Genomic DNA, 13653 nt, shown 5'->3' on the forward strand with positions numbered 1-13653 from the left:
CACTTTCTTTCGTTTCTTGTTTTTCGATCTCGATCGAGGTTAGAATACAGGAAATAGAATTGAGGATGACAACAATGAACTCAGCACTAACCAATAACGCCCAGACAGAAAAAAGTAATCGAATCGAAGATACCCAGCGAGCTCACTTAGTTTCTAATCTTCCACATATTAAGGAAGCATTGCAACGAGGTTTAAGCGCTAGAAAAAGAATGACTGAAAACAACCCTGTCACCAGTGGTGGTCAGTATTTTTATGGTGATACTATCCGCGCTCTCCGCGAACTACTAAAACCACTCGGATATGTTAGAGAATCCATTCGTAATGTAGAGCTTACGATCAATAAAGAAGAAAAAATTGCAATCTACCTTTGTAGTGCTTGTGAGCAAACTGGAAACCCAGCTGGTTTCCCGCAATCCATTACAGACAAAGGCGACTTTACTCTTGATCTTTTAGCGCTTAAGTTCGAAGAAAATCTCAACTATGACTTGTTCCCAGAAACGCTTCCTGAGTCGAATACCAAAAACAAATTAAATTGTGATGTTTGGTTCCTCCTCCATAATTTTGACAAAAATAACAATAAGCTTACCGCTGAGCTGGCGAGACCTGTATCCTACAATAAGAGAGGTTACGTGACAGGATTTGATCTTGAAAACCGTATAATTATTGACATGGACAACGAAGAAATCGTTGATTCACAAGTCGATTTCAATGATGAAATTGACTTTGATATCGAAGAAGTAAGTAACGACAATGTTTAACTCATTAAGACTAAAAATTGCTAGAGAAAGAAGAGGATATACAAAAAAGGCGTTAGCCGAACTAACAGGGATCACTACGAGAACGCTTTCAACATATGAAAACAAGGGTCTTCTGGACACAACTGACTCAACCTTGGTGAGTCGTATAGCAGATATTCTCAATTACCCTGTTGAATTTTTCTACGCGGATAATCCTGAGCAAATCGTAAAAGAAGGCGTAAGCTTCCGAGCTATGACGAAGCTTAGTGCGTCCAAAAGAGACGCAGCTCTCAGTGCCGGAACACTGGCAGTTGAGTTTAACACCTGGTTAGAAAGTCGATTCAATTTAAAGCAACATGATGTTTTAGATTGCAGCAGCGAAGATTTCGCAGATCCTGAAAGTGCCGCACAACTTCTACGTGAACATTGGGGCTTAGGCGAACTGTCTATTTCCAACATGATTCACCTTTTGGAATCTAAAGGGGTGCGCGTCTTTTCGTTGACTGAGAATTGTGTCGAAGTAGATGCATTCTCATTTTGGTTAGACGAAAAACCTTTCGTTTTTCTGAATACGATGAAAACGCCAGAACGCAGTCGTTTTGATGCCGCCCATGAACTGGGTCATCTAGTGTTGCACAAACATGCATCTAACAACGGACGCCAAGCCGAGGAACAAGCGGATCGATTTGCGTCAGCATTTCTAATGCCGAAAGGAAGTATTCTAGCGAAAGTACCTTCATATCCTTCTCTAAACCAACTGTTGAAGCTGAAGAAGCATTGGAAAGTATCATTAGCGGCTCTAATACGAAGAACTTTTGACTTAGGTTTGTCATCCGAGTGGCATTATCGTCAATTAAACATCGAACTATCAAACTGTTATGGCAGAAAATCAGAGCCGGAGGGTCTAGAGAGCAGGGAAACGTCTTTAGTATTTCAAAAGATTTTCAATAAATTGAGAGAAAAAAATATATCTCGGAGCGAAGTACTCAATGAGTTGAAACTACCTCAAGATGAGCTTTCAGCCTTAACATTTAACAACCCATTTTTTCTGTTTAAAGCTGTTGTATCAAAGGTCAACAATGGGAAAACTACCCTTTCCAGTAACACCTCTCAACCAACTCTAAAAGTGGTTAACTAGCGACACATTTACGCAGAGGGATCAAAGTACAGATCCCTCTATTCTTGCTACCCTAGGAAGCTCCTACCCCGTATGGCAAGCTTCTGAGCAGTAATAACACCCATTGGCCTTTGAATAGGTTTTCTTCGCTGCAGCAACTGCAGGCCCACAACTAGCAAACTCACCAAGATACGTTCGGTTATGTTCCAGTGGCATGTAAGAGCAACCTTGCTTATGCACTTCATGATCGCCATTAGCTTGTTGATTCTTGTTCACATAATACCTAGCCATACTATCCTCAATATCAGTAATAAAAAACCAATATAAAACTTAGCTCACAAAGCCATATTTTCAATAAGGGAATGGAAAATGTTCCACATCTAACAATTATCGATTGTCATCGTCGACGTCTATCGCCAACAGTCGACGGCGACACTAAAAAAAATCCGGCACCGATGACCAAAGCCACCGATGCCGGACGTATTGATTTGGTTAAATCTTAGGCTCACATAAAGCAATGAGGCTAAGCTCTAAACCGGATTTAGTAGCATCAACCAGTAACACTACAACTAAAAAAGTAGACTTTTATCACAAAAAATAAAATTCACTCGCTCTCAGAACACCTTAAAACAAGCGGATAACCTCAATTTTCCTTTCAAAAAACGTCTACCCTCGCGAGAACCGTTCTGAGGGGCTATCAGCCATGTTTAAAAAAATTCAAGAACAAATTTTCTGCCATTTATAGGCACTTTTCAAAATCAATTTTGTAGGGCAAATTTATGTTCATCAGGAAAACTTAACTCCTGATTTAATTGAATAAATCATACTATAGGAACTAGAGAATGAATACTAAATTAACAACATTAACTAACTCTGTTTCACCATCTAACGTCGCTCACTACGTTAAGCTGGCCTACAACTTGGTGTTCGCTCCATCAAAATTACCTGCTGACATCGATAACATTATTGATTCAGAAGAGTGCTATAACGGCGAATGCGATTACTCAAACGGATCCACAGCAATCACCATCGCTCAAAACCATTACTTGAGCGAAATTGGTGATCCCATTGAACATATTTTTGAAATGAAAGAATGGATTGGTTCCCATGCAGAAGCCATCAACAACGCAGATATTGAAATAACTACACATGTTGCCTTTCCCAATCTGGAAAGAACTTCGTTCAGTTGTATCCACAATAAAAGCAATCTAAAAGGACTGCCTCAGTCCGTCTACGATGCAATGGCATATGTGACCGAGAGCATTGAAATGACTCAGGTTGAAATACTCGAACTTTTTTCTGCTGCCACCCATTCACTGGCTATCGACTGCTTTTACTCAGTTGATGATTTTGACTTTAATGTCAAATCCGCACTTGAGCACGATCTGAACGAAAAACTGATTCAATATAACAACACCCAAGGAGGAAATATCATGTCATTTGATACTCAAGTTCTACTGAACACTTACACCAATAAAGCCAAACAACACGCCTGTAAAGGTCCAAAAGTCCGAATGGCGGAATATGTCGAATCCGCAATGGAAGTACAGGCGCAAGTTGGCCGTATAGACAACCTAGACGCCATCACTCGTGAGTTTGAACAACGCTTAGCGAGTAAGTCGAATTGGGGCTACAAGTTAGCTGCTGAGCAGCTATCCGAAGCAATTAAAACCGTCGAAAAACACTAACCCTTTAGCAACACCACTTTTTACTTTGATTTTTTGACTAGCCGAGCCTCTCGGTGACGGCCTTCTTACACCTCAAATTCAGCAGCCAATATATTGGCTGCTGAATTAAGAATAAATTTTGGAGCACATGATGAACTACTCAAACAACACACATACTTCGGCAAACTACGAAACACATGGCCGCAACTCTATGGTGAATTTCAACGATTTTTCTAACGGCGATTCAAGTAACCAACCTAACTTTGCACCTCTGGCACTTCAGGCTGTTGATTTAAAGAATTCGTCCGCAGAGATAACCTTCTTTACGCCTACGGCAGAGAAAGTCTACTTCCACTACGTGAATGGTCATGCATACCTTCAGTGCAATGGACCCGACTGCCCGATGTGCCGCGCTCAAATTAAATTAGATAGCCGTTACCTATTCCCTGTCTACGATCACATTGAGGGAGAGGTGAAGGTGCTGGCTGTTCCACCATCCGAGAAGCCAAAATCCTTGTTGCCGCAGATCAAGCCCTACGTCACCAAAGGCGGTCAACTCGTATCAATTGAGAAAAATGGCTTCAATTATGATGTTCATGCAACTGCCCTACCCGAGTACGCCACTATCGATCAAGATAAAATTACTGAGTTTTCCGACGCATTCGACTCTGGCGAAATACGCTTGTCTGATATCTACCGTATTCTGACCGACGACGAACTGCGAGAGATCCCAGAGATCGAGAGACGCCTACGCTTCAAAGGTGTGGCTTGATTGTGGTTAGTCCAGTCACCATCAGCGGGGCCGAAAGCCTCGCTGAATTTCGTTTTAATGATAGTGCTCAAGCTATGCTTGGGATGCTGGCGCAACACCACTACGTGCTCAACGACTGGATGGTGGGCGTTGGTAAGTCGTACCAACTGGATCAGTTGACCACTTTGGCGTTGGAGTCGAACGCATATGACTGCGTGATTGTCTCTGCGCCGACCCGAAGAATTATTGAAGAAAGAAAGCCTCTTCAAAGCCCTCCAGCCGATATTAAAGTTGTCAATATACAACCCCGCCCCAGCAAGTTGTGTGGTGAAACTCGCGATCTGAGTTGGAAAGACTATGAACGTAGAAACCTAGGTCTACTGGGCAAAAAGCACATTTGTGCCCTGTGTCCAAATAAGGATAAGTGCTTTTGGCCCGACCAATACGGCAAGAATTTGAATGGGGCGAAAATCGTATATGCAACTCAATCACACTTCGTGCGTAACCCCTACTTCATCCAACACATCGTAACGATGGCTAAAGCAAGCAATGCCTTAGTCATTTTCGATGAAGCTAACGTAAGCCTAAACCATTACAGTCGAATCATATCGCCCATATCGATTGAACAAACCCTAGAAGCCGTGCAGGGGAGTCGTCTATCAGACTATGTAAAAGGCGCTCTAACGCACTATCTGGAATGTTTACGACAGGCCTCAACGGAGGAACTGCGCGATATTTCAGCGTGGCGCTGCCCTGCAATTTTTCCAGATCAGATGACTCAAATCACCAGTATTGGCGATCGCATGTTTGGCGATCGTTTCATCAATATTCTGTATGACCTCCAAAGCTTCGGAGCATCTGAGGCAGAATCACGCGAAAAATTAGCAGATGGTTCAATTCACTTCCCTGCGCCGCCAGTCAATGCGGGATTCGACACAGTGCTATACAGCGGCACCACCTACCCTGACATACTGAAACTGAAACTCGGGATGGATTTTTACTGCCCGTATTCTCACATTGAGTTTCGGGGGGAATCGACGGTCTGGCACAATATCGCATCCTCAATTGGGACTGCGACAAACTTTAAGAAAAACTCACCGCAAATCCTAGATACCTTCGCCCAATTGACGCTCCAACGAGTAAGAGAAGGGAAACGCGTATTGTTGGTCTCTAAACAGAAACACGTCGACCACTGCGTTTCCATGCTCAATCAATATCTGGCCGAGGAAGGAGTTCAGGACGTTCGTGTGGTTCCCGCAAGCGATTATGCAGAGTGTGACGATATGACCTTAGTACCCATGATCCATTACGGGGTCATCGGTATTAATCAATTCGAAGAGTTCGATTGCTGCTACTGCCTAAACAGCTATTACGTAACCCAAGACATACTTAACAATGCAATTCAGGAGCTGCGAGCCGAGGACGAGCGCATAGACGTGGCGATTGCAACCACTGACAACCCTCGTCGGCGTCATGGCGTCATCACAGATCAAAAGTATCGCTACTCTGATGTCGCCAAAGTCGTAAACCCAATGCTGCAAACATTAGAAATGGGGGTTGTCATCCAAGCCATTGGACGCGTGCGCCCATTTACAAAATCGCGTGAAATCATCACTTTTCAAAATAACGATGCACCAAAGTCGGGTTACGACCATGAGTACAGCAACCTAGAGCAACTGCGAAAGCACTTCGGTTTGAAAAGCAAGCAATCCCGAACGTCGGCAACCCTGTCAGAGCAGATCAATCAGATGATAGCCGACGGGTTTAAGCAGCAAGAGATTGCTTCAACTCTAGGGATCAGTACTCGAACCGTTCGACGCCATAAGGCCGGATAACCAACACAAACTCAGCAAGGAAGGCATGGTCAGAAATGCTTTCCTTACAACTTAAAAGGTCATGCAATGGAATTATTACCTGGAACCCAAGCGCATCTAAAAAAGAAAACAGCCCCGCCATCGAGTGCCTTGATTCTGCCTCAAGATACGTCACATACCGTCGGGAAAACTCAGTTCATTCAACATGAAGCCGAGATCGATCAATTGATTGAGCTGGCTTACCAATTACCGCTATCCGCTGTCAGTCTCAGCTTTCAATTCACTTACTCGACTCCGGTAGTCACGCTACCGAACGGCAATGACAGATATGATATTTCGTCCATTACTCCACGCTTACTCAGCATGACGCTGATGGAGAACACAAGTCGCTCACTAGTGCTGCACTCCTTCGTTATTAACGTTGCGAACCCCTCGATTCGTCCAAAGCTACAAAGCCTTTTCGATCTGCCTGTGACCTACGTAACCCACGACGCCAAACCCGACCTGCACTGTATTTGGTCATTGGGCCTAAACGAGTCCAGATATTGGTGGGATACCTGCATTGCAGAAAAAGCCAGATATCTTGGTCAACACAATAACGCTAAATCCACTCAAGATGTTTCAACAGTCGAAAAGATACAAATCCAAAAAACTTTGGCTGAACAGAACACGGTGTTTTATGGCTTAGCCGACACAGCTCAACGTTACAATGTCCAAAGTGGCCTCGCTTCCAGCGCGAAGTTACTGATGGGCTCTGAGCAAGACTGCCCGTCTTTTTCTGCGCTCCAGATTGAACAGACGTCACAGCTCAGCATCACTGTGGCGAAGTTGTACTTAACGCAAAGCCAATCCTGCCTCATGTTTGGCATCCACCAACACCTTATCAGTATTGAGATGCCTTGGGTCGTGACTAACGCCGCCATCGAGTGGAATGGCTTTAAGGTATGCAGAGATAAGTGCCGTCAAATTCTCGAAGCGTGCGAGCGTAAGCTAAGTCTATACAGTCAAGGGCTAGCGCAACTAGGGATGACAAACCCCAATAGCCAGCATCAAAAGCAAGTGCTTTTTGCCTCACTCGGATTACTGCATCACTTCAAAGACGGGGATGACTATAGTTTTCAACGTGAAATGCTAAGCAAGAACTATGCTTTACACCCAGCGGTGGCATTCTTGGCAAAATATACGCATATCGATTCTGTCTACAAAGACGTCATTTTACAGCCCGGTATTGTCGGTAGTGACGGACGGGTTCACTCAGAACAAAAACAACTTACGGCTGCCACAGGCCGACAGGCTACCGTTGCGCCAAATATCTTGGGGCTTCCTGCTGTCCTTCGTCCGTTAGTGGTTGCACAAGACGGTTACGTGATTGGAGAAGTCGATCTTGCACAGATTGAGGTAGCCATTGCTGCTGGTGTGTATGGCGACTCAAACTTAGTCAAGATGTATAACCAAGGCGATCTATACACGGCCATGGCCCAAGAGTTCTTCTGTGAAGAGTTAGAACCGGAATACAGCACCTGCGATTCAGCGGTCTTCAAAGAAAAATATCCTGAGAAAAGAGCCATCATGAAGCAATGCACCCTAGGCCTAATTTACGGTATCACCAGCTTCGGAATAGCGAAAAAACTCAATATCAGTGTCAACAAGGCCACGGAACTGATGGATAAGTTTCTATCGATGTTTCCCGAACTGCAAAAAGCCATTGATAAAATGCCCCAGTATGGCGCTCTACGAGGGCATGTCAGCACTGCAACGGGATTGCACCGATACCGCCAATTGGATGCTAAACGAGGTCATACAGAGAAAAACTGGATGGTGAACATGCCAGTACAAGGTACGGCAGCAGCCTTGTTCAAAGCAGCCGGAAATCGACTTCATCAGTTGTATAAAAGTTATAACGCCATATTGATCGTTGCGATGCATGATGCCTTTGTTTTCGAAGCACCTAAAGAATGTCTAAATGAAGTCAGCGAGTTAACTGCACAGATCATGACCCAAGTGGTGCAGGAAATGTATCCTCAGTTGAAGATAAGAGCCGATATCAACATAAGCCAACCTGATTGTTGGACCAAAGATGGCAATCCGAACACTCTCGATGTGTGGCTGGCTAAATGACCAGAACTGGACGCAAAGCCTAATGGAATTGTGATTAAGGTTTTGTGTCCACTTTTTCTGGCTCTCAAATCATGGCTGGTAAATCGATACTTAGTTGATTGGATAGCTCTCTTAGTGGCACCAATGCCCTAGCACACTTATGCCCCAAAACTGTTTATCACAAGATTCCTGACCACTTTCTCATGTCAGTTCTTGACCTACATATATTAATAACAGATTATGAGCCTAGTTGAGCAATTGTGATTATACAGACATGTTCTGCAATTTATGAGTGGAAGGAAGAATAAGACTCATAGAACAGTATGTTGCTGCTATGGCGTCTGTATTTTCAGAAAATATTATAAAGACAATGTTTGCTGAAAAGACACTGTTAGCAATCAGGAGAGTTTGACCCCATGGCAGATCATAAACTTGCATTAGGGAAAGAGTTAATTGAGGGTATTGTGCATTTAGGTAATGTCCTTGGTTATTATGTTAAGGAAGAATTCCCTGTAGATGAACCAGTATATGGTGAGCCTCCTGCAGTAGACGTTGCGTGGTTTTCCCAAAAAGGCAATAGATTTCCTTTATTTATTTTTGAAGTTGAAAGCAAAGCCACCAACGGAATGGCATATAACCCATTAAAAGTATATGCGCAAGAAAATAGAGCATTTGAAAAGCCTCTTTTCTTCTTTCATGTTATAGCTCAAGGTGGTGTGTATTCAAGTCGACCAAAGAATTTAGAAGCTCTACATGGGAAAAATAACTATAGAATATACTTTGTTGGTAGTGATAGTGCGAATGACTTAATTAAAGATATTCTTAATCAACATTCAAGAGTAAGAAATGATGTTAACTATTTGCGATTACATCAATTGCTAATATCAGAATTATGGAGAAATAAGGTTGATTATTCTAATTTACTGATGCACTCGGTGGATCTTGAATTATCTAAAAATGAAATTATTTCATCATATATAAAAATGTGTATTAGTGACTCGAATTTGCATGAAGATTTTATTAAAATAATAACTAATGATTCTAATAGTAAATTCTCTAATGTTAAATTAAGTTCATATAATGGGGCGCATTGGTATTTACCAATACTATGTTCAATGCTATGCGGATTAAGCGAAGACAAGCAGCAATTAAGCCATTTATCATCAATGTTACTTGAATGGCAACTTGATGAATTTAGATTCTATGATGATCTTGAAAGGTTTTACCCGAATACTCCTGAGCTGATTTTCTTGTGTATTGTTTTATCTAATAATAAAGGAACATTTCAGTTTCAACTGTTAAAAAGGCTAGAACAAAATATTGATAAAATTGATATTTGCTATGAAGGGGTAAGCACTGCAGTATACTTACTTCATATTAGTGCTGCTTTCATGCTTAGAAAGCAATTTACAAAAGCTAGTATTTATTTAAAAAAGTTTAAAATTTTATCTGAGTCAGATTCCTATATCCCCCCTTTAAAACATTCAGAATCCTCAATTCTTTCTAAAATGCAAATAGAATTTGATGATTACTTTCATTTAGGAGCTGACTCAATGGATCCTACCATGGAAAGTTTCATTAGTTCATGTACCGAACTTTATAAAAATAGTTACCATGAGTTAATACCTTTAGCATTAAAAGTATTAGACTATGATTTAGGAGTCTATGAAGGGGCAACTGATCTAATAGAGATACTTTGGTCCAACATTGCTAACAAGCACTTTAAACGGAACTAAAACAGTTGGTTCAGTTTCGCTTCGTTTCACATTATAGCCAATAATTTTAGTCCGCTTAAGCGGGAGTTGGTTTTTTTTTAAACATTAACTGGAAAAAATATGTCTACAGAATTAGAAATTAAAAAATCCATCGATCTAATTACATTTTTACAAAGATATATAGAAAATAATGTTAAACAATCATTCAACGATATTTCATTTAGTGTTGAAGTGGTGGTGAAGGAAATGTTAACAGTCCTTGAAAACTCTCAATATATAAATTTGAATGATTTTGAACATGATTACCCAGCAATTGACTTACTGAATGAAGATGAAGGGATAGCAATACAAGTTACGACAAATGCAAATATGAAAAAAGTAACTCATACAGTCAATATGTATGAGAAACATGGAATGAAATATAATGAATTAATTGTCTTTGGTTTTTTAAAAAAAACTAACACAAAGACGCCTAAAGCTAAGATTGTAAGTGTTGAATATCTTATAAACAAAATTAAAGCTTCAAGTTACGAAAGGATCGTCAATGTCAATAGAATCTTGCAAAGAGAAATTCCATTTCATAAGTTGTCTCCATTAAATGATAAGCACTGTCTTGAGGTGGTTTTGAGCGTAATTGATCGAAGCGCAATAAAAGATATGACTCATATTGAAGGCTGTTATCTTGATATGGTGATCGGTTTAAAAGAGATTGTTCAAATAATTTATAACGGTGAGATTAAGGAAGGGAAAGTATGTGCCAAGCCATTGGTTGGATACTCTGACGACATTCAGTCTGGGCTAGAGGAAATAGTTTTTGAAGTAAACAAGATTATTAGGGTGTTCAATAAGTCTAAAAATAGAAACCCAAATGATATATTGTTCCTTTCATATGAAGAGAAGGAGTCGATAGATAAAGGGAAAATATCAGTAGCAAAGCTAGCCAATGTTTTGGCTAAAGAACAAAATATTAACCGTGAAATTATAGTTGGCTAAACCATACAAACATCTAAGCCTGAAACATATTTATCCTCATCTGAAAGAAACGCTGTAGAGCATAAGTTCTAAATTGATTTTGTCCAAAAATAATTTGGAGACACTCAGAACTCAAAAAAATTCAAGTCCAATCACTGCGCGAACGAAAGTGGACGACATTCCTTATTGAGTTATTTAATCAAGGAAATGCGTCCACCTTTTTTGGACCTCATTACCCTTTAACAAAAAAAGCAGAGGTTATCCCCCTGCTCACCTAGCTTGCCCGTCAATCATCTATAACCTCGTCGGCGACAACACCAATTACGAAGCCAGCTATACCACCGATTAATACGGAATATGGATATGGACCGAATCTAGCTCCGAGAGCAGCACCGACTTTAGCCGCACGAATACCTGTGTTCTTTTTGGATTGAGATGATGATTGTGAAAAGGTCTTGCTTTGCATGTTTGCCTCTTTTTTATATGAAAAAGGACCATGCTCAATAAAGAACATGGTCCTCTAATTTTTTTGTAACACTACTTAGTGAGAGTGACCACACACCTGACAGCTACCATCATCATAAGCACGCTCACCGCATGCCGGACAGGTTGTTACTAGGGTTGTGATTGATTTAATCGTCATATAAAGACTCCTTATTGTTTATTGGATGAAGTAATAGGGTGTTGCGAAGCTCATTGATACCTCGGCCTAGAGAGTCCAATTCGAATCCGATGTACCTTGAGCCAAGCTCCGCAACGAAACTTATTGTGCTTTGGTATCTAGACCGCATTTCGCCGCATCCATGACTTTGCCATTCATGGTTCCACAGGCATCGGCATACCACTCAATACGTGGGCCAGACTGAGAGTAAACTTGTTTACCTGTTTTCCCATCCCAGGATTTTTCTATCTTCGAAATGTCAGCCGGATTACCGCCGAGCGTACCGCCAGCGAATGATGATGTGGTAGCGAATAGACACGTTAGACCTAGCAGGATGATTGATTTTTTCATTGTGTTGTTTCCTTGAATAATGACGATGCTCAGCGTAGGAGCACGGTTGTTGATTAGTATGATGATTAGGACTGACAGGTTGTGTCAGTCAGTTAAATGATGTTGAGGAAGAAAGGCAGGGCTTAGGTTTCTTGGGCGATGAAACCTATAACAAAATCGGTCACTTATTCTTGGCGACCACGAAATAATGAGGGCTGACACCACCTGTCAGTGAGTCACTACATTATTGAGTCATGAATAAGAGCGAGAAGTTAGCCTACCGATTGAGTCAGATTCTTTCCCGGTTGTATGCAGGAGAGAAGTTGAGCTTTATCGACTTAGAGCAGGAATTCGGAGTGCATGAGAGAACGGTACTTCGGGACTTCAATCGCTTGGCGTTTTTGCCTATCGAAAGAGAAGAGGGTTATTACTACCTGAAGCAATTAGATCATCGTAACCCTAAAGCTCATAAAGCTCTTCATGCCCTATCGAACATGGGCATTGATAAGCTGTTTCCGGACAGGAAAACCATGACTCAGGCGCTGAACCATAAGACACCATCCATACTGTTCCGCCATATTCCTATCGAGGATTCAGCTCGCTTTCGGGATACCTTAGTTTTAATTGCGGATGCGATTCATCAACGAAATACGCTGACTCTGACTTTCCACAATCGGCGTTATCATCAGATGGAGCCTTACCAACTCATTAACGAGCGGGGCTACTGGTATCTGATCGCTGCGCAGAGAACACAGCCTCATTCGTTTCGAGTGGCCGAGATTGCTGAGATAATCCGGCACGATGATATTTATACTCCCTCACCTATTCTCTCCGAGAAGCTGACCAGAGAAGAGCTGCATTGGCAGGCTTACGGTGTTATAGAAGTCATAGCTCAGATTGATTCGGGCAGTATTCGCGATTATCAGGAAACCGAACATCACCTGACTATCCGACCCCTGAAAGAACTGGGCTATGGTTCAACGCTTATCAGCATTCAGACCTCGGACATACATTCCTTGATGCCAGTCCTAAAATCCTGGATACCGAGTGTCGATATCATTTCTCCATTGTGGGTAAAACAGGCGTTGATGCGAGAAGTCGAAGCCTATCTCTCGACCTGTTCATGAGATTTATTTAATGGGCACTGTCGGCGTCGTCATTACGTCGACGACGTCGAGAACCCCATCATGACTTCTGTACGAGCGCTAATAGGTCAGCTTTTTGCTCATCGTAATCTTTCGATTTGATGTGCAGATAAATAGATGACTCTGCTTTTGTTGCCAGATTAAGGCCCCGAGCAATTGCAGCACAGAATCCTTGATTGTTGGCTGAGCCGGAAGAATAGAGAGATTTATACACCTGACTTTTCCATGGTTTGTCGCCCTGTGATTCAATAAGGTCTAACAGCCTACTGAGAAGAATCCACTGTTTTGAATGCAATCCTGCCCCGCCACTTTGTCCGGCAATTCGAAAGTAGATTTGGTTGTCTCCGCTGTTTTGAGCAATCTCGTAGATCACCGTTCCTTGGGACTTTGCTCCTAGCTTTGGTGCTTCACCTGTTTTGAGAATGGTAGAGAATGGATTGTCTACTGATGTGGTTTTAGATGTGTCAGCTTCTGCATTCTTCCTGCTGTTTTTGGCTTGGTTCATAGAAACTCCTTTATATATCGAACTGGAAAGAAGAAGACCCTTACCGGACTAAACCAGTAAAAGTTATTCTAATTCAATAATATAAATTCGATTTTCAGCTTAATACGACTAGGAGTTTTTCCTGTCTTCTCCGGTACCGTTC

At 41.8% G+C, this 13653-nt stretch carries 13 protein-coding genes; 9 read left to right on the forward strand and 4 right to left on the reverse strand.

Annotated elements, in window-relative coordinates:
* Both R7P64_RS23810 and R7P64_RS23815 read left to right on the forward strand, forming a co-directional pair.
* Nucleotides 1-758, forward strand: a 758-nt coding sequence (locus R7P64_RS23810) for a hypothetical protein (RefSeq protein ID WP_318124069.1), incomplete at its 5' end; no start/stop codon positions are given.
* Complete coding sequence (locus R7P64_RS23815; RefSeq protein WP_005383023.1) at nucleotides 751-1875, forward strand: helix-turn-helix domain-containing protein; 1125 nt, start codon at nucleotides 751-753, stop codon at nucleotides 1873-1875. The genes R7P64_RS23810 and R7P64_RS23815, both read left to right, overlap by 8 nt.
* 63 nt (nucleotides 1876-1938) lie before the next feature.
* On the opposite strand, the gene R7P64_RS23820 is transcribed toward R7P64_RS23815, so the two are convergent.
* Nucleotides 1939-2145, reverse strand: coding sequence for a hypothetical protein (locus R7P64_RS23820; protein WP_000135356.1), 207 nt, complete (start codon nucleotides 2143-2145; stop codon nucleotides 1939-1941).
* Between the two features lie 551 nt (nucleotides 2146-2696).
* Here R7P64_RS23820 and R7P64_RS23825 point away from each other — a divergent pair.
* The 6 genes from R7P64_RS23825 (at nucleotide 2697) to R7P64_RS23850 (ending at nucleotide 10891) form a co-directional block, all read left to right on the forward strand.
* Nucleotides 2697-3542: a hypothetical protein gene (locus R7P64_RS23825; protein ID WP_005383025.1), complete on the forward strand. Its 846-nt coding sequence runs from the start codon at nucleotides 2697-2699 to the stop codon at nucleotides 3540-3542.
* 127 nt (nucleotides 3543-3669) lie between these two features.
* A complete protein-coding gene (locus tag R7P64_RS23830; RefSeq protein WP_005383027.1) occupies nucleotides 3670-4293 on the forward strand; it encodes a hypothetical protein in 624 nt (207 codons plus the stop codon).
* A gap of 2 nt (nucleotides 4294-4295) precedes the next feature.
* Nucleotides 4296-6107, forward strand: a complete 1812-nt coding sequence (locus tag R7P64_RS23835) for a helix-turn-helix transcriptional regulator (protein WP_005383029.1) — start codon at nucleotides 4296-4298, stop codon at nucleotides 6105-6107.
* Nucleotides 6108-6173: 66 nt separating this feature from the next.
* Complete coding sequence (locus R7P64_RS23840; RefSeq protein WP_005383031.1) at nucleotides 6174-8204, forward strand: DNA polymerase; 2031 nt, start codon at nucleotides 6174-6176, stop codon at nucleotides 8202-8204.
* A 395-nt stretch (nucleotides 8205-8599) separates the two neighbouring features.
* Entirely contained in the window at nucleotides 8600-9919 is a 1320-nt protein-coding gene (locus R7P64_RS23845) for a hypothetical protein (protein ID WP_318124073.1), read from the forward strand.
* Nucleotides 9920-10018: 99 nt separating this feature from the next.
* Nucleotides 10019-10891 (forward strand): SMEK domain-containing protein, encoded by an 873-nt coding sequence (locus R7P64_RS23850; RefSeq protein WP_005383034.1) that lies wholly within the window; start codon nucleotides 10019-10021, stop codon nucleotides 10889-10891.
* Between the two features lie 265 nt (nucleotides 10892-11156).
* On the opposite strand, the gene R7P64_RS23855 is transcribed toward R7P64_RS23850, so the two are convergent.
* Entirely contained in the window at nucleotides 11157-11336 is a 180-nt protein-coding gene (locus R7P64_RS23855; protein WP_031780795.1) for a hypothetical protein, read from the reverse strand.
* Between the two features lie 297 nt (nucleotides 11337-11633).
* Nucleotides 11634-11882, reverse strand: a complete 249-nt coding sequence (locus tag R7P64_RS23860; RefSeq protein WP_005383036.1) for a hypothetical protein — start codon at nucleotides 11880-11882, stop codon at nucleotides 11634-11636.
* Between the two features lie 302 nt (nucleotides 11883-12184).
* Between R7P64_RS23860 and R7P64_RS23865 the strand changes: the two genes are divergently transcribed.
* A complete protein-coding gene (locus tag R7P64_RS23865) occupies nucleotides 12185-12988 on the forward strand; it encodes a WYL domain-containing protein (protein WP_318124076.1) in 804 nt (267 codons plus the stop codon).
* Between the two features lie 58 nt (nucleotides 12989-13046).
* Here R7P64_RS23865 and R7P64_RS23870 read toward each other — a convergent pair whose 3' ends face one another.
* Entirely contained in the window at nucleotides 13047-13511 is a 465-nt protein-coding gene (locus tag R7P64_RS23870) for a hypothetical protein (protein ID WP_005383038.1), read from the reverse strand.
* Nucleotides 13512-13653 lie beyond the last annotated feature (142 nt).

The sequence above is a fragment of the Vibrio sp. 2304 genome, from assembly GCF_033339475.1.
GTDB classification, from domain to species: Bacteria; Pseudomonadota; Gammaproteobacteria; order Enterobacterales; family Vibrionaceae; genus Vibrio; species Vibrio alginolyticus.

Excerpts from the sequence above, each read along its gene's own strand:
- R7P64_RS23815 (WP_005383023.1), top strand. The coding sequence starts at position 751 with ATGTTTAACTCATTAAGACTAAAAATTGCTAGAGAAAGAAGAGGATAT.
- R7P64_RS23820 (WP_000135356.1), bottom strand. The coding sequence starts at position 2,145 with ATGGCTAGGTATTATGTGAACAAGAATCAACAAGCTAATGGCGATCAT.
- R7P64_RS23825 (WP_005383025.1), top strand. The coding sequence starts at position 2,697 with ATGAATACTAAATTAACAACATTAACTAACTCTGTTTCACCATCTAAC.
- R7P64_RS23830 (WP_005383027.1), top strand. The coding sequence starts at position 3,670 with ATGATGAACTACTCAAACAACACACATACTTCGGCAAACTACGAAACA.
- R7P64_RS23840 (WP_005383031.1), top strand. The coding sequence starts at position 6,174 with ATGGAATTATTACCTGGAACCCAAGCGCATCTAAAAAAGAAAACAGCC.
- R7P64_RS23845 (WP_318124073.1), top strand. The coding sequence starts at position 8,600 with ATGGCAGATCATAAACTTGCATTAGGGAAAGAGTTAATTGAGGGTATT.
- R7P64_RS23850 (WP_005383034.1), top strand. The coding sequence starts at position 10,019 with ATGTCTACAGAATTAGAAATTAAAAAATCCATCGATCTAATTACATTT.
- R7P64_RS23855 (WP_031780795.1), bottom strand. The coding sequence starts at position 11,336 with ATGCAAAGCAAGACCTTTTCACAATCATCATCTCAATCCAAAAAGAAC.
- R7P64_RS23860 (WP_005383036.1), bottom strand. The coding sequence starts at position 11,882 with ATGAAAAAATCAATCATCCTGCTAGGTCTAACGTGTCTATTCGCTACC.
- R7P64_RS23870 (WP_005383038.1), bottom strand. The coding sequence starts at position 13,511 with ATGAACCAAGCCAAAAACAGCAGGAAGAATGCAGAAGCTGACACATCT.